The following is a 15,812-nucleotide window of genomic DNA, read 5'->3' as shown; positions in this document are numbered from 1 at the left end:
GCGCAGCAAGCTGGAGTCATGACGAGTGCAGCCCTCCGCAGCAGGGCTTGGAAACTGCTGGAGATGGTCACGACGCCGCTGCTGCCGTCGGACTACCTCGACCTGGTCAGCCCGCTGCGAGCGGGCGCTGACCTGCGCGGGCGCATCGAGGCCGTGCACGCCGAGACGGGCGACGCGGCGACCGTCGTGATCAGACCGGGCCGGGGCTGGCGCGGCCACACGGCCGGTCAGTACGTACGGATCGGGGTCGACGTCGACGGCGTGCGACTGTGGCGCGCCTACTCCCTCACCTCACCGACGAACCGCCAGGACGGCCGCGTCACGATCACCGTGAAGGCCCTCCCGGACGGCAAGGTCAGCAACCACCTGGTCCGCAGGGCGAAACCGGGCACGCTGATCCAGCTCGACCAGGCGACCGGTGACTTCGTCCTGCCGCGGACCAAGCCCGCCAAGGTGCTCTACCTGACGGCCGGCAGCGGCATCACGCCCGTGATGGGCATGCTGCGCGACACCGACTTCGACGACGTGGTCATGGTCCACTGCGCCCCGCGGCCGCAGGACGTGATCTTCCGCGACGAACTGCACGGCATGGTCGCGGACGGGAAACTGCGGCTCACCGAGGTGCACACCGACACCGACGGCACGCTCGACATCGCCCGCCTCGACGAACTCGTGCCCGACTGGGCCGAGCGCGAGACCTGGGCCTGCGGGCCCACGGGCCTGCTCGACGCCGCGGAGAAGCACTGGAGCGACCACGGCGTCCCCGAGCGCCTGCACACCGAGCGCTTCCGCCCCGGCATCGTCGTCGCCGGCGACGGAGGTGAGGTCACGTTCAGCGCCACCGGCAAGACCGTCGACGCGAACGGCGCCACGCCGTTGTTGGACGTCGGCGAGGAGGCCGGCGTGCTCATGCCCTCCGGGTGCCGCATGGGCATCTGCTTCGGCTGTGTCTCGCCGCTCAAGGCGGGCGCCGTCCGCGACCTGCGCACCGGCGAGATCACCGAGGCCGAGCCGGGCGTCCTCATCCAGACCTGCGTGTCCGCCGCGGCGGGCCCCTGCGACATCGAACGGTAGGAACAGTTTGACCGCCATCGACCCCACCGCCCATTTGACCGCGGAGCAGATCGAGGAGCTCGGCCGCGAGCTGGACGCGATCCGCGACGAGGTGATCGCCAGCCGTGGTGAGAAGGACGCCGCCTACATCCGTAAGGTCATCGCCGCCCAGCGCAAGCTCGAGCTGGTCAGCAGAGGCGTGCTGCTGTTCTCGATGTTCCCGCCCGCGTGGCTGATCGGCACCGCCGGGCTGTCCGTGGCGAAGATCATGGACAACATGGAGATCGGCCACAACATCCTGCACGGCCAGTGGGACTGGATGCGGGACCCGAAGATCCACTCCACCACCTGGGAGTGGGACCACGTCTCGCCGGCCGACCAGTGGAAGCACTCGCACAACGAGCTGCACCACACGTACACCAACGTGATCGGCAAGGACAACGACCTCGGCTACGGCATCATGCGCGTCGACGAGGACCAGAAGTGGCACCCGTTCCACCTCGGCCAGCCGCTGTGGAACTTCATCAACGCCTGCTTCTTCGAGTACGGCATCGCGGCCTACGACCTGGAACTCGGCAAGAACCTCCACAAGCGCCGCCGCAAGAACCCGGTGTTCCGCGCGCAGGCGAAGGCCGTGGGCCGCAAGATCCGCAAGCAGGTGCTCAAGGACTACGTGATCCACCCGCTGCTGTCGGGCCCGTCCTTCCTCCCCACGCTCGCCGCCACGTTCACCGCGAACCTGGTCCGCAACCTCTGGTCCCACTCGGTGATCATGTGCGGGCACTTCCCGGAGGGCGTCCAGGTCTTCGAGCGCCGGTCGATCAAGGGCGAGACCCGCGGCCAGTGGTACCTGCGCCAGATGATGGGCTCGGCGAACATCAGCGGCAGCAAGGCCATGCACTTCATGACCGGCAACCTGTCGCACCAGATCGAGCACCACCTGTTCCCGGACCTGCCGAGCAACCGGTACGCCGAGGTGGCGGTGAAGGTCCGCGCGCTGTTCGAGAAGTACGAGCTGGAGTACGTCACCGGGCCGCTGCCCAAGCAGGTGTTCTCGGCATGGCGCAAGGTCTTCCGGCTCTCGCTGCCGAACAGGAAGAAGCCCGAGGTCCAGACACCGGCACGTGAGCAGGAGCTCGTCGCGGCCTGATCACCGGTCCACACGCTCCGAGACGCCCGTCTGTGGCCCCGACCGGGTTTCCGGTCGGGGCCACAGACGTGCTCCGGTGTCAGGAGGTGTGCGGGCAGTTGCCCCGGGACTCGGCGATCGTGAGGCTCACGGCCGGGAGCGGGCAGAGGAACTGCTCGTAGCGGGTGTCGTTGTCGATGAACCGCTTCAGCCAGGAAATGCTGTACTTCGCGATCGTCGTGTTGGACGTGTTCGGCGTGAAGTGGGTCGCGCCCCGCAGTTCGATGTAGGCGCGGTCGGTGGAGGAGGGCAGGCTCGCGTAGAACGGCTGGGAGTGCGTGGCCACCGGCGCGATGGTGTCGCCGTCGGCGCCGACGACCAGGGTGGGAGTCCTGACCTCCGGCCAGGTCTTGTCCAGGTTCCAGCCGGTCAGCGGGATGGCGGCCTGGAGCGAGGGGCGGGACTTGGCCGCTTCGAGGGTGCCGCCGCCGCCCATGGAGTGGCCCATCACTCCGAGACGTGTGGCGTCGATGCGGCCGCGGACCGAGCTGCGCTGCGTCAGGTAGTCCAGTGCGGCCAGCAACTGCGTGCCGCGGCTGTCGGGTTGATCGGCGGTGGTCAGCGTGTCGATCGTGAAGACGACGAAGCCCTGGGACGCGAGCCGCGGACCGAGCCAGGCGATCGAGGACTGGTAGGCGGTGAATCCCGGTGACACCGCGATCGCCCCGAACGTCCCGTCGGCGGTGCTCGTCGGGTAGTAGATGGTGCCGCCGCCGAACCCGCTCACCGCGAGTCGCGACACGCTGGTCTCCGACACCGCGTACGGGCCCCGGCTGGCCTCGATGCTCGCCGTGGTGGGCGCCGGGCCCCGCTCGTACGGGTTGTCGGCCGCCTGGGCTCCGCCGGTCTGCGAGGTCAGCAGGCCGACGAGTGCGGCGGCGGTGGCGACGCCGGAGCCGAGACGCCCGAAACGGCGGCGCCGGTGGCGGTGGGGGGTGTGCGTGGGGCTGGAGATCTCTGGGGCGTGGCTCATCGCGGCTCCTTCGAGGTGAGGGTTCCGGCGCCTTCGGACCTGACGGGACCGCCGGGGAAGGGCGGCGTCGGGCCCGTCGACGTGACACGAGTCATCCGGCGTGGAACAACGTAGGAGCTGACCAAAAGTCAGTCATCAGTGGAATCACCAGTCATCCCCCAGGGCGCCCACACGCACCAGCGCGCACAGGGAAGATCGCCGGTCACAGCGGTGTGTGCCCGTCAACGGCCGCGCAGCCGTGGGACGTTCGGCCGGGCGCGGCCCGCTCCGGCCCTCAGCCCCGCTCCGGCAGCTCCCAGCCCCGGCCGTGGTCCTCGTCGACGTTCGCCAGCAGGTGCGCGAGACCGGTGCGCGACCGGACACCCAGCTGCGCGAAGACGTTGCGCAGGTGGTACTCGACGGTCCGGATGCTGATGGACAGCTCCGCGGCGATCTCCTTGTTCGTCGCGCCGCGCGCCACGTCCCGCGCTATGCGCACCTGCTGCGGCGTGAGCGACGACAACGGGCCCGCCTCTCCGCTCCCGGCCACCTCGCCGGCCGCTCGCAGTTCCGCGCCGGCTCGCTTGGCCCACAGCACCGCACCGCAGTGTTCGAAGCCCACCAGCGCGGCACGCAACTGGTCCCGTGCCTCGGTGGGCCGCCGCCTACGCCGTAGCCACATGCCGAAGGCCAGATGGGTGCGCGCGTGCTCGTACGGCCCGGACGCCCGCTCGTGGTGGGCGAGCGCGGCACGGTAGAGCTCCTCGCTGCGGTCCGCGGGTGCGAGGAGGGCGCGGCACCGCGCCAACTGCGCCGGGGCCTGCGGGTCGGCGCCGAGATCCGCCCAGACGGCGAACAGGTCGACCATCTCCGGTGCGTCGAGGGCCCGGTCGGACAGGACGCAGGCCTCGACGAAGCACGGCACGGCCAGGAACCACAGCCCGAAGTGGCCCTGTCGGGCGCCGGGTTGGACCAGCGGAGCCAGCCGGGCGGCCGCCCGCTCGACTTTGCCCGCCCCCAGTTCCGCACGCGCCTGGGCCCATTCGGCGAGGAACGCGGCCTGGGCCAGTCCGTGCGGCTGAGCCACGGCCAGCACCTCCGCGACCTGGGCACGGACCGTGGGCAGGTCACCGGCGATGGACACCACCAGCGCGCGTACGGCCGACAGGTCGGCGGCGACGTTGCGCTGCCCGAGTCTCCGCGCGAGCACCAGCCCTTCCTCCGCGTGGGCGCGGGCCTGGGCGTGGCGGCCTTCCCGCAGCTCGGCGCAGGCCAGGTACGCGATGATGCCCGGCACCGCGGTCTCCGCTCCCGCCGCGCGCGCGGACGCCAGGGCGAGGCTCAGGAGCCGGCGCGCGAGGGGGAGGCGGCCCAGCAGGAGGGCCACGCTGCCGGCGTCGCAGAGCTCGTCCGTCTCGGCCCGGGGCGTGACCTGGTGCAACCGGGGCTCCAGGACCGCGATGGCCCGTTGGAAGTCGCCCTGCGCCACCGCGCTCATCCCGATCCGGTGGTCCCTCCACGCGGCCTCGGGGCACCCCCTGGCGCACGGCGTCGACGCGCACCTCGCTCCGCACACATGACAGGGGCCCACCGCGAAGACACGCCGGTAGCTGTCGTGGTCACCGGCCGACCAGGCCGCCGACGCCGCTGCCAGCAGGGCGCGGCGGGCCGCGACGGGGTCTGTCTCACGGAGCCCGGCGGCGGCACGGAGCAGCGCCGAGCAGGCATCCGCCACGGGCCCGTCGCGCAACTGCTCCTGACCGTGGGCCAGGGCGCGGCGGGAGACGGCGTCGGACGCGGACGACACCCTGACCCCCGTGGCCGCCGACGGCAGGGCGCGGGCCTCCGGCGCGCCGGGCCCGGCAAGGCCGACGCCGCGGGTCGCGAAGGCGCCGCGAGCCTCGTCGTTCACACCGATCACCACCCCGGATGCATCTGTCCCTGGCGTTGCCGGGACGTCGTTGTTGAAAGAATGTCCAACAACGGCTCGCCCGTCGACCGTCGGCGCAACATTTCGTGGCGGAGTGACCGCCTTACAGCGCTCGACACGGGCCCGGTGAAGGCGTCCCAGATGGAGGTCCCAGGGGCGGCCCTGGTTCGACCGGGGCTCAGGCGTCGGCGGCCGCCGCGGCCAGCAGCCGGGCGAGCTCGGCCGGCTTGGTGATCATCGGCCAGTGGCCCGAGTCGATGTCGACGAGTTCCACGTGCTTGGTGCGGGCGGCCTCCGGCACGTCACCGGCGTCGATCCAGTCCCGGGCCTGGGCGGGCGTGAATTCGGGGCACACGAGCAGCATCGGAACGTCGAACCTCCGCTCGTCCGTCAGCCGTACCGTTCCCTTGGCCACCTGCTCGGGCACGGGGATCGCCGCCGAGGCGATGCGGGTGCGCGTCTCCTCGTCGAGGTCGGCGGAGTCCGGTCCTTCGAAGGGGCCCCAGCCGGGAAAGGGCATCACGCCGTCCTGCGTCTCGAAGAAGTCGGCGTACGGCTGCCCGTCGGCGGACGGGAAACCTCCGACGAGCGCCACCTTGGCGACCCGCTCCGGCCGTGCGTCGGCGGCGAGCCAGGCCAGGGTGCAGGCGGCGGAATGCCCGACCACCATGGGCCTGTCGGGCGCGGCGTCCACGGCGGCGAGCACCGCCGCCACCTGGTCCTCCAACGTGGCGGACCCCGATCCGTCACCCTGCCCGGGCAGGGTTACCGCCACGGGGCGGTGGCCGAGTTCCTCGAGCGCGGGTACGACGTCGTCCCAGGCGGATCCGTCGAGCCACAGGCCGGCGATGAGCAGGATGTCCATGGAGCAGTTCTCTTTTCCGTGAGGCCCGTTCGGTGGGTGCCCTCACGCTACGGCCGGTTCCGGACAATCCACTTCCGGAATGTCTCGCCGCCCTCTAATCTGCACGGGTGCCGACCGAGCTCAGCCCCACCGCGCGAGCCCTGCGCACCCTGGAGATCCTCCAGTCCCGTTCCGCGGGAGTGACGGCCGACGAGCTTGCCGCCGCCCTGGGCGTCACCGAACGGGCCGCGCGCCGCTACGTCGGGATCCTCCGTGAGGCGGGCGTCCCCGTGCACTCGGCCCGGGGCCCCTACGGCGGGTACCGCCTGGGGCGCGGGGCGCGGCTGCCGCCGGTCGTCTTCACGGAGCCCGAGGCGCTGGGTCTGGTCATGGCGGTCCTCGACGGTCAGCCGGCGGCCGCCGACCCCTCAGCCGACGACCTCGTCGGCACCGCCCTGGGCAAGGTCATCCGGGCCCTGCCCGAGAGCGTCGGCCGGCAGGCGGCCGCCCTGCGCGAGTACGCGTCGGCGGCGCCGGACCCTGGCGCGTCCCGCCCGGATCCCGCGCTCACGAGCGCTCTCGTCGCGGCCGGCGCGGTGCGACGCCGTGTGCTGGTCACCTACCGCAGTGAGTCCGGCAACGAGTGGGAGGCCGAGGTCGATCCCTGGGCGGTAGTCGTCCGCTACGGCCGCTGGTACCTCCTGTGCCACTCCCACCACGCGGACGCGATCCGCACCTACCGGATCGACCGGGTCCGCGCGGTCCGGGAGACCACCCACTGCTTCGAGATGCCCGGCGATCTGGACCCGGTGGCGGTGCTGGAGGAGAACCTGGGCCGTGGGTGGGCGTTTCCCACACGGGTCGTGTTCGACGCCCCGATGGCCGAGGTACTGCCGTCGATCCGCCCTCCCATGGGACGACTCGAACCGGCGGGAGACGGGTGCGTGCTCATCGGCAGCACGAGGAATCCGACGATGTACGCGCAGGAGTGGCTGGCCCAGCTACCGCTCCCCTTCCGCGTCGAGGGCGGCCCGGAACTGCGCTCGGCTGTGGCAGTGCTTGCGGCGCGTTTCACCGCCGCCGTGGCGGAGGAGTCCTGAGGGTTGACCGCGGGCTCCATGTACCGCGGTGGCCCGGCACCGCGGGTGCGGTGCCGGGCCACTCGGGTGCTGCGCGGCGGTGTCAGCCCTGGCGGGCCTTGAAGCGGGGGTCCTTCTTGTTGATCACAAAGGTCACGCCACGCCTGCGCACCACCTGGGCGCCGGGTTTGGCCTTCAGCGAGCGCAGGGACTTGCGTACCTTCATAGCGGTCTCCTTGCCGGGTCTTGCGGGGATCGGACGGTCCTGGCCGTCAGGAACGGACGGGAGCGGTACGGCCGTAGCGTCGCTCGAAGCGCTCCACTCGGCCCGCGGTGTCCACGACCCGCGAAGTGCCGGTGTAGAACGGGTGACTCGCGGACGAGATGTCCACGTCGACGACCGGGTACGTGGTGCCGTCCTCCCACTCCACCGTGCGCTGGGTGTCGACGGTGGAGCGGGTGAGCAGTTGGAAGCCCGCCGCGCGGTCGCGAAAGACGACGGGGCGGGAGACGGGGTGAATGCCGGACCTCATGAGCTGTGCCTCCTTGCGAAGCCTCGGTCGACGACCGAGGCGGGTGTCAGCGTTCCTCGCGGAACAGAACGTGCTTGTCGGCCACCGGGTCGTACTTGCGCACGACCAGCCGGTCGGGGTTGGCCAGACGGTTCTTGCGCGTCACGTAGGTGAAGCCGGTACCGGCCGTCGACCTGAGCTTGACGACGGGCCGCGCGGTGCTGCGTGCCATGAGGACTCCTTCCACCACCACCGAGCGCTTTGACTCGGTCATGTCATGCAGTGGTGTCAACACGGCACCCCAGCCCTTCATTCCCGCAGCAGGCGGATGCCCGTAGGCGCAGGTGGGCGGCAAGGGAGACGGTGAGCCCGGACGATCCCGGCTAGGTGGTACCGCCGGTCAGACGACGTAGGTGCTGCGCGCTCTCACGGGCCTGCCGTTCGGCCCGGGTGAGGGCGTCGGCGGCGGAGCGGCTGCGTTCCTCGGCTTCCTCCTGGGCGCTCTCGGCTTGCCCGCACTCCTCGCGCGCCTGCCGCATCTGCTCCTCGACGGCGGCCATCCGCTGGTGGGCCTGCTCGGTGCGCTCGCGCGCCTGCTGTAGCTCGGCGTCGACGTCGGCTTGCCGTGCACGTTCTTCTCGGAGGTGCTGCTCGGCCGCCTCGGCAGCCTCCCGTGCCTGGTCCACCTGCTGCTGGCGGGCGCGGCGCCGCTCGGCGAGTTCGTCCTTCTTGGACGCCCGTGCTGCGGGTCGGGGCGCGGGCGGGCTGCTGCGCCTGCCTGCCTTCCCGGCCGCCGGTGCGGTGCCGGGCTGGAAGTCCGACGGCGGGGTCAGGGCGGTGACCAGACGGCCGCCCGCCCACTGGTCGGCGGCGTCCGGATCGGCGAGCACGGCACGCAGGGTCGCTTCGAGGTCCTGCTGGACCGGTTCCGAGAGCCGCTGCCCGGCGTCGCGGGCGAGCTGGGCGGCCTGCTGGGACAGGGCGGCAACGACACGGCGGCGCTGGGCGGACAGGTCCTTGAGGCCCGCGGCGTCCAGATCACGGTAGGCCTCGCGCAGTGCGCTCCCCAGCTCCAGAAACTGCCGGCTCTCCTCCGGCTGCGAGCGCAGCAGGAGGTTGGCCGCCCACGCCGCGAGGGTGGGGCGGCGCGCGGCATGGATCCGGCGTGCATCGTCCGCACGGCCGGCCGTCCTCGCCGCGGCGGCCAGCGTCTCCCGCCGGGGGACGAAGGCGGACGGCGGCGTGGTGTAGAGCTCGTCGAGGTCGGCTTCCACGTCTCGGTCACCGCCGGCACGTCCGCCCTTGCGCGCACTCAACGCCACCCCACCCCGCCCTCGTACAGCGCGACGCTCACACACTCCGACATGACCTCAGGGTCACGCGGCCCTCGGCGGCCCGCATCCCGGCGGAGGCGAGTGGCTGGGGTTGCGTTGCACGCCGATGCCGTTGGGCCGTCCGACCGAACCACGCGGCAAACCGCCCTTGACGGCGCGGAAGGCGACCCCTCCGCCGTCGAAGGCGTCGCCGACTGCGCCCGCCGCCCGCACGGGAAGGGGAGTGCTCCACCGCGCCGTTCGCGGCACCAAATCACGTCCCCACCAGCTCGGCACTGGGTAAAGACAGTTGACCCCATCGACCAGGTGCGCGATAGACGCCTACGCCCGATGCAGTCATGACATGGTGGCGGTGACCATGACGGGGTGGCGAACGGCTGATTGTCGACGCAGGCGGCGCTCCTAGGACGGACACGATGAAACTTCTCCTCACCGACTCCGGCATCAAGAACGCGAGCATCCTGGACGCTCTGACCGATCTCCTGGGCAAGCCGATCGCCGAGTCCAGCGCCCTGTGCATCCCCACCGCGGGGTATGGGGCGCCCGACGCCGACCCGGGCGGGCCTTTTCGCTTCATCAGCGGCCGCTCTCCCTGTCCCATGACCGAGCTGGGCTGGAAGTCGGTGGGCGTGCTGGAGCTCACCGCGCTGCCCAGCATCGAGAAGGCGCGCTGGGTCTCGTGGGTGCAGGAAGCCGACGTACTGCTGGTAAATGGGGGCGACGCGCTGTACCTGTGCCACTGGATGCGGGAATCCGGACTGGCCGAACTCCTGCCGTCGTTGCCCGAGCTGGTCTACGTGGGACTCAGCGCCGGCAGCATGGTAATGACCCCGCGCATCGGGGAGGAGTTCGTGGGTTGGAAGCCGCCGACCGGCACGGACAGCGCGCTGGGTATGGTCGATTTCTCGATCTTCCCGCATCTGGATCATCCGGCCTGCCCTGAGAACACCATGGCCGCAGCCCAACGGTGGGCCGCCCGGATCGCGGGCCCGGCGTATGCGATCGACGAGCAAACTGCCATCAAGGTGAAGGGCAGTGCCGTCGAAGTGGTCTCCGAGGGCTGCTGGAAGCTGTTTAGGCGTGTTTCTTGAGCAACTTGAAGCATCACTCCGGACTGGTCGCGCCGTCTCTGTCCCGCATCTCGGAGGCAACCTCGACGCCGACAAGCGTTGGCGAACGAGCCGCCACAGCAGCACAGGGCCTTTCGCATGCCGGTTCCGCCGTCTCAGCTCGTCCCGTCGATCGGCGACGCGGTGCAGACCCTGGCGTCCGGTGCCAGTCGGAGTCCGGCCGTTGCGAGGAAGTCGGTGAGTTCGATCGCGCCTCCGTCGGATCCGTCGTCCCATCTGGTCCAGAGCCTCGATTCCTCGCCGTCCCAGGTGTCCGGGTCATCGCTCGGGTGCTGCTCGACGGTTCCCTCGCCGTGCCGGTATCGCAGGTAGAGGTACTGGCCCCTAGTCGTCCAGGCATCCCACTGCGACGGGCAGCCACCGCAGGTCTGCACGACCCGCGCGAGGGTCACGTCCTCGTGCAGACGGGCCTCGACAGCACCCAGGTGCCGATCATGGGCGATGACCGGGTCGTCGTCGAGACCGAGCAGGCGAATGCTCCCGCCGGGGAACTGGAGTGTCAGGCCGGCTGTGAAGTCGGCGCCGCCGTCCTCGTAGCGGATGTCCCGGACCGAACGAATGGGCTGTCCGACGAACCGGCTCAGCGGAACGTCCGGTGAATCGTCGACCACCGAGACACTTCCGTGCTCCGCCATCGAGTACGGCCCGTGCGGCTGACCGACCCGCAGCGACAGACCGGTCGAGGGCGTGTGGAACAACACCGGACCCAGCCCCTCCAGGTGAAGCCACAAGTGCAGCAGCGACGGCTCGTCGTCTGCGTAGTGATGCCACGCCGTGGTCACCCGCAGCAGCCGCCTCCCGATCAGATCCGCGGCGAACAGCTCCTCATCGTCGATCACCCGCCGATGCTCGCATGCCCTCACCATGAGCATGTCCGCTGTCCCGACTCAGCGACGGCGTTTGGCATACATGACGCCGACGAAGATCGCGGCCGCGATGAACATGCCGATAGCCAGGTAAGGAGACCACGAGGGGCCGTCGGGCCTGTCATTGGCGAGGCTGATGAGCGCAGGCACGTTGTCCTCCGGGGGTGAGTGGGACGGCGTATGTGACTGTGCCGGAGCACTTGTCAAAGCTTCCACGGGCAACTGCCTGGTTCCTCAAGGCAGGACCGTCGGCGTCGTCCAGCAGGCCGAGCAGGTCGCCGGTGCATCGGTGAGGGCGTAGGCGGTGTGCGCCAGTCGTCATGGAGTCCCACGTGCCCGCCGACACACGGATGAATCCCGCGTCAACGCCCAGCACGGTCTGGTGGCACCGGAGTTGACGGTTCCCGGCGCTACCGTCCTCCGCGATCCCGGAACACCGTTGGAACCGTTCCAACGACGAGCTCTACCCGTCCGGGTTTCCGGAGAAGGCTCGAGCCGGTCCCCCGGGCGGAGTCCCCCAGGACTGCCCGTCCGTTGGAAACGACGCGAGGATGGCTGCGAGCCTTCTGCAAGTCTCCGGGAACGGCCGGGAACGACTGCATCAGCACAACGGGTCGGCGTCAGGCGGCGGGCGGGACGACGACCACCTTGCCGTGCACCGCGCCCTCGGCGGCCCGGGCGTGCAGCGCCGGCAGCTCGGCCAGCGGTACCCGTTCGGCGACGTCGACGCGCAACCGTCCGCTGTCGATCAGTGCCACCAGCCGCGCCAACTGGTCGGCGTCGCTACGGACGAACAGGTCGATGCCGCGCACGCCGCGTTCCTCGTCGGCGGGGGCGGGCATCCACACCGTCGTGTTCACCACGACCCCGCCGGGACGGACCAGCGTGACGAGCGCGGCCAGCTCGGCCGGGTCCACCGGTGCCAGGTTGAGCACGACATCGACCGGATCGGTCACTGCCGCGGTCAGCCCGGTGGTGGTGTGGTCGATGACCTCGTCGGCGCCGGCCGACGCGACCGCCTCCCGGCTGCGAGGGCTCGCCGTGGCGATCACATGGGCTTCGGCGCCCTTGGCGAGCTGCACGGCGTAGCCGCCGACCGCTCCCCCGGCGCCGTTGATCAGTACGCGTTGTCCGGCCGTCAGCTTGGCGTGGTCGAACAGCGCCTGCCATGCGGTGAGGCCTACGACCGGCAGCGCGGCGGCGTCGGCCAGCGGGACGCTCTTGGGCGCCGGGGACAGAACCGCCGTCGGCGCGAGCACGTACTGCGCTGCGGCGCCGTCGCCGTTCATCGGCAGGAAGCCGATCACGTCGTCACCGACCGCCACGCCGTCCACGCCCTCGCCCAGGGCGTCGACTGTACCGGCGACGTCGATGCCGGGGGTGTGCGGCAGCTCCACCGGTATGGGGCCGCGCATGAAACCGCCGCGGATGTTGCCGTCGACGGAGTTGAAAGAGGTCGCCGCGACGCGGATACGGACCTCACCGGCTCCGGGGACCGGCTGCTCCACGTCCTCGTAACGCAGGACGTCGGGGTCGCCGTACTCGTGGAAGCGCACAACCTTCATGGGAGTTCTCACCTTCGCTGCGATCCAAGTTGCTTCGAATTCGAAGCAACTGATGAGGACAGTACTCCTGCTTCGAATTCGAAGCAAGTGGTGTCGCCGGTTACTGTCGGTGCGGCCGACTCCACCCCCGCTGGGGACGGCGACACGCCACACTCTTCGAATTCGAAGCAGTAGACTCCGGTCATGTCTGATTCGCCGCCGTCACTCGACCCCGTGCAGCTCGGCGCCTACTTCGATCTCGTCGAGGTGTCCAACCTGCTGCGGCACGCGGTCGAGCAGCAGCTGCGCGAGGCGGGTGATCTCAGCTACGTGCAGTTCCAACTACTGGCCCGACTCGGCGACTCACCTACGGGCAGCCATCGCATGACCGATCTGGCCGACGGAGTCGTCTACAGCCGCAGCGGCCTGACGTACCAGGTGGGCCTGCTCGCGAATGAGGGCCTGGTCGTCCGCGCTCCCTCGCCGGACGACGAGCGGAGCATCACCGTCACCCTCACCGACGCCGGACGGGAGTTGCTCGCGAAGGTGCTGCCCGGTCACGTCGAGGTGGTCAGCTCCCTGCTGTTCGCACCGCTTTCGCCCGACGACGTCAAGGCCCTCGGCGAACTGCTGGCGCCGGTGCGCGAGCACATGCGTTCCACGCCGCCCCGGTCTGCGGCACCTCGCCGCCGCAAGGGCGGAGCGTAAGGACCGGGCAGGCGTAGGACCCCGGTCACGTGATGCCTCTGTCCTCTGTATCTGGCGCGATTCGCGAGGAGTGCGGGAAGTCCCCTGCCGGACCCCTCGCCGAGCCGGCGGGACCAGTGGGGCGCCCCCTCAACAGGACGAGCGCCACAGCGGCGGCGATCGCCTGGCATGCGGCGGTCCCCAGCATCAGCGGGGCGGCTCCCAGCCCGCTGAGCGCACCCGCCGCACCCGCTCCGGCAGCCGCGAACGTGCTCTTCAGCCCGGCGCCGAGGGTGAAGATCTGTGTGCGGACGGCTGCGGGGGCGTATCGCTCCCGGCTGGCCAGCAGGGCACTGAACAGCGGCCCGGTGCAGAAGCCGGCCGCGGCGAACAGGGCCGCCGCCGCACCGGCGTGACCGGTCAACGGCACCATCGACAGCGGAATTCCGGTGGCCACGAGTCCCCACAGCACGACCCGCTCCGGGCGGCGCCGGCCGACGGGGCGCCAGGCATAGCTCAGGGAGCCCGCCAAGGCGCCGACGGCGAAGACGGTCATCAGCCCGCCCGTCACCCATGGGGCGTGGTACTCGGCAGCCAGCAGGACGCTCACCACGGGCAGTGCCCCCACGCCAAGCTGTCCCACGCCGCTCCCCCAGGTGACCGACCGGAGCGGGGCGTTGTGCATCAGCTCGACCACTCCCCGCGTGAGGTCGGCAGGCCGAGCCTTCCCCGGTACGGTCTGCTGCCCGGTCCGCGGGGGCAGTCTCAACGAGAACAGCAGCAGGCCACCCGTCATGGCGCCGCACCCCAGAACCGCGAGCGCCGCTGCAGCGCTCATCGCGGTACCCAGGGCCGCGGCGACGGCGGGCCCGCAGATGCCCGCCAGGTTGTACGACACGGCGTCCGCGCTGAACGCCCTGGTCAGACGTTCGTTGCTGAGCAGGTCTCCGAGGAGGCTGGTGAGTCCTCCCGTCAGCAGGGGAGCCACGCACCCGGCAGCCGCGGCCAGAGCCAGCACCAGGGCGTCGTGGGCCACGCCCACCAGCAGGGCGAGCGTGACGAGCGCGGCGCCGTAGAGGGCCACGGCGCCGCCGTGGAAAAGGCGACGACGCCGTACCGAGTCGGCCAGTACGCCTACCACCGGTGCCGCTGCCACGTGGGGGATCATGAGCGCGGCCACCAGGGCTCCGCCGAGCGCCGTGCTGTGAGCACGCTGGGCGGCCAGCATCACGAGTGCGACACGAGCCCCCTCGTCGGCCGTCCGGGCGAGGACGGCCGAGGCCAGGTATGCCGGGAGCGGCGACGGGCCTGTTGTGCGGTCCGCGGGACGGAGCGCATACATCATGGCCGGGGTGTGTGGCGCAGGTGCCGAAGCGGCACGGGGGGCTCGCTGTCACCAGTGCGGAACCGGACGAAAACGGCCTGCCCCGACGGCGGCGACGTACCGCCGGAGCCGGCCACCTCCTCACCGGCCCCTGCCCTGCCGGCCCTGCCAAGCGCCTCCACCGTCCCGAGCAGCACCCTCGTCCGGGCACGGAGGATCACGCGGGCGCCTGCCCCTGCTTCGCCAGGTCCACTGCAGTGCGGACGCCGGCAGCGTACTTCGACGGGCACTCCCAGGCCGCGAAGTGGCCGCCGGCCGGCTCCTCCGTCCAGGAGCGGACGTCGAAGAAGCGTGCCGCGAACTCGCGGGGCGCGTTGACGAGGTCCTTCGGGAAGATCGTGAATGCCGTGGGGACGTCGATGCGTCCGGTCGGCTTCGACCCGCTCTCGACGTAGGGAGTGAAAGAGGTGCCGATGGCGCCACTGACCCAGTACGCGGTGATCCAGGTGAGCAACTCGTCCCGGGTGAACACCTTTTCCACATCGCCGTCGCAGTCGGTCCACGTCCGCAGCTTCTCCAGGATCCAGGCCGCCAAGCCCGCCGGTGAGTCACCGAGCCCCACCGCCAAGGTGTGCGGCTTGGTGGCCTGTTCGAGCATGTAACCGCCCTCTGTGGCCTGCCAGTGGTGCCCGTACCGGACGTACGCCCGCTCCACGTCGGACAGGTCCTTCGGCGGGTCCACCCGGAAGCGGTACTGCGACACGTCCGTCAGGTGCAGTGCGGCGACGCGGTCAGGATGAGCGGCGGCCAGTGCCTCGGCGACGTCGCATCCCACATCGCCGGCGGACACGGCATAGCGTTCGTAGCCGAGGTCGGCCATCGCGTCGGCGATCGCGTCGGCCATGTCCGCGGATGACATGCCGCGGCGGGCGACCGGCGCGGCGAACGGGTAGCCGGGCAGGGCCGGGACGACCACGTGGAGGTCGGACAGCAAGGGCCAGAGCCTCTCGAACCGCAGGACGGAGTCGGGCCATCCGTGCAGGAGCACCACCGGCACCGCGTCGCCGCGCGCCGCTCGCAGATGGACCGCCCGCACCGGTGCGTCGGCCCGGCCCGCGAGGGTCCAGGGCAGGGCGCGGAGCCGGGCTTCGTGCTCGCGCCAGTCGTAGGAGCTGGCCCAGTAGGAGATGAGGTCCGCGAGGTAGTCACCGTCGACGCCGCGCGCCCATCCGAACCCGGTGGGAACGTCGACTCGACGGTAGCCACGCAGGCGCAGGTGCAGGTCGTCGAGCACCGACTGCTCGACGGCCGCGGGAGCGGCCTGTTCCGTGCTGATCATGCTCGGTCGTCCTCTCGTCAGTTCATGAC

At 70.9% G+C, this 15,812-nt stretch carries 17 protein-coding genes; 5 read left to right on the top strand and 12 right to left on the bottom strand.

Annotated elements, in window-relative coordinates:
* The first annotated feature begins 18 nt into the window (after window positions 1-18).
* A complete protein-coding gene (locus AOJ26_RS02920; protein ID WP_078959723.1) occupies window positions 19-1,074 on the top strand; it encodes a ferredoxin reductase in 1,056 nt (351 codons plus the stop codon).
* A 7-nt stretch (window positions 1,075-1,081) separates the two neighbouring features.
* The gene (locus AOJ26_RS02915) at window positions 1,082-2,203 is read left to right on the top strand and encodes a fatty acid desaturase family protein (RefSeq protein WP_053846554.1); all 1,122 of its coding nucleotides are present in this window, start codon (window positions 1,082-1,084) and stop codon (window positions 2,201-2,203) included.
* Between the two features lie 79 nt (window positions 2,204-2,282).
* Here AOJ26_RS02915 and AOJ26_RS02910 read toward each other — a convergent pair whose 3' ends face one another.
* The 3 genes from AOJ26_RS02910 to AOJ26_RS02900 form a co-directional block, all read right to left on the bottom strand.
* Complete coding sequence (locus tag AOJ26_RS02910) at window positions 2,283-3,215, bottom strand: alpha/beta hydrolase family protein (RefSeq protein ID WP_053846553.1); 933 nt, start codon at window positions 3,213-3,215, stop codon at window positions 2,283-2,285.
* Window positions 3,216-3,489: 274 nt separating this feature from the next.
* On the bottom strand, window positions 3,490-5,106 hold the full coding sequence (locus AOJ26_RS02905; RefSeq protein ID WP_143663597.1) for a LuxR family transcriptional regulator: 1,617 nt from the start codon (window positions 5,104-5,106) through the stop codon (window positions 3,490-3,492).
* Between the two features lie 196 nt (window positions 5,107-5,302).
* Window positions 5,303-5,989 (bottom strand): alpha/beta fold hydrolase, encoded by a 687-nt coding sequence (locus tag AOJ26_RS02900; protein ID WP_053846551.1) that lies wholly within the window; start codon window positions 5,987-5,989, stop codon window positions 5,303-5,305.
* Between the two features lie 107 nt (window positions 5,990-6,096).
* Here AOJ26_RS02900 and AOJ26_RS02895 point away from each other — a divergent pair, with 107 nt between their 5' ends.
* Window positions 6,097-7,068, top strand: a complete 972-nt coding sequence (locus AOJ26_RS02895; protein ID WP_053846550.1) for a helix-turn-helix transcriptional regulator — start codon at window positions 6,097-6,099, stop codon at window positions 7,066-7,068.
* A gap of 82 nt (window positions 7,069-7,150) precedes the next feature.
* Here the strand turns inward: AOJ26_RS02895 and ykgO are convergent, their stop codons facing one another.
* The 4 genes from ykgO to AOJ26_RS02875 form a co-directional block, all read right to left on the bottom strand.
* On the bottom strand, window positions 7,151-7,273 hold the full coding sequence (gene ykgO, locus AOJ26_RS02890; RefSeq protein WP_006130958.1) for a type B 50S ribosomal protein L36: 123 nt from the start codon (window positions 7,271-7,273) through the stop codon (window positions 7,151-7,153).
* A 46-nt stretch (window positions 7,274-7,319) separates the two neighbouring features.
* On the bottom strand, window positions 7,320-7,580 hold the full coding sequence (locus tag AOJ26_RS02885) for a type B 50S ribosomal protein L31 (protein ID WP_053846549.1): 261 nt from the start codon (window positions 7,578-7,580) through the stop codon (window positions 7,320-7,322).
* Window positions 7,581-7,626: 46 nt separating this feature from the next.
* Entirely contained in the window at window positions 7,627-7,791 is a 165-nt protein-coding gene (rpmG, locus tag AOJ26_RS02880) for a 50S ribosomal protein L33 (RefSeq protein WP_053846548.1), read from the bottom strand.
* Window positions 7,792-7,942: 151 nt separating this feature from the next.
* The gene (locus tag AOJ26_RS02875; protein ID WP_234358421.1) at window positions 7,943-8,833 is read right to left on the bottom strand and encodes a hypothetical protein; all 891 of its coding nucleotides are present in this window, start codon (window positions 8,831-8,833) and stop codon (window positions 7,943-7,945) included.
* A gap of 476 nt (window positions 8,834-9,309) precedes the next feature.
* Here AOJ26_RS02875 and AOJ26_RS02870 point away from each other — a divergent pair, with 476 nt between their 5' ends.
* On the top strand, window positions 9,310-9,984 hold the full coding sequence (locus AOJ26_RS02870; protein ID WP_053846546.1) for a Type 1 glutamine amidotransferase-like domain-containing protein: 675 nt from the start codon (window positions 9,310-9,312) through the stop codon (window positions 9,982-9,984).
* A gap of 134 nt (window positions 9,985-10,118) precedes the next feature.
* Here the strand turns inward: AOJ26_RS02870 and AOJ26_RS44080 are convergent, their stop codons facing one another.
* From AOJ26_RS44080 to AOJ26_RS02855, 3 genes are all read right to left on the bottom strand, one after another.
* On the bottom strand, window positions 10,119-10,862 hold the full coding sequence (locus AOJ26_RS44080; RefSeq protein ID WP_234358420.1) for a hypothetical protein: 744 nt from the start codon (window positions 10,860-10,862) through the stop codon (window positions 10,119-10,121).
* Between the two features lie 48 nt (window positions 10,863-10,910).
* The gene (locus AOJ26_RS44825; protein WP_256979537.1) at window positions 10,911-11,039 is read right to left on the bottom strand and encodes a hypothetical protein; all 129 of its coding nucleotides are present in this window, start codon (window positions 11,037-11,039) and stop codon (window positions 10,911-10,913) included.
* Between the two features lie 470 nt (window positions 11,040-11,509).
* Entirely contained in the window at window positions 11,510-12,454 is a 945-nt protein-coding gene (locus tag AOJ26_RS02855) for an NADP-dependent oxidoreductase (protein ID WP_053846545.1), read from the bottom strand.
* Between the two features lie 183 nt (window positions 12,455-12,637).
* Between AOJ26_RS02855 and AOJ26_RS02850 the strand changes: the two genes are divergently transcribed.
* A complete protein-coding gene (locus AOJ26_RS02850) occupies window positions 12,638-13,141 on the top strand; it encodes a MarR family winged helix-turn-helix transcriptional regulator (protein WP_053846544.1) in 504 nt (167 codons plus the stop codon).
* Between the two features lie 25 nt (window positions 13,142-13,166).
* Here AOJ26_RS02850 and AOJ26_RS02845 read toward each other — a convergent pair whose 3' ends face one another.
* Window positions 13,167-14,465, bottom strand: a complete 1,299-nt coding sequence (locus tag AOJ26_RS02845) for an MFS transporter (RefSeq protein ID WP_234358419.1) — start codon at window positions 14,463-14,465, stop codon at window positions 13,167-13,169.
* 196 nt (window positions 14,466-14,661) lie between these two features.
* A complete protein-coding gene (locus AOJ26_RS02840) occupies window positions 14,662-15,783 on the bottom strand; it encodes an epoxide hydrolase family protein (RefSeq protein WP_078959722.1) in 1,122 nt (373 codons plus the stop codon).
* Window positions 15,784-15,812: the final 29 nt, after the last annotated feature.

The sequence above is a fragment of the Streptomyces sp. NRRL B-24085 genome, assembly GCF_001282115.1.
GTDB lineage: Bacteria > Actinomycetota > Actinomycetes > Streptomycetales > Streptomycetaceae > Streptomyces.
The sequence above is the reverse complement of the archived record's forward strand: the minus strand, read 5'-3'. Positions and strand labels throughout refer to the sequence as shown.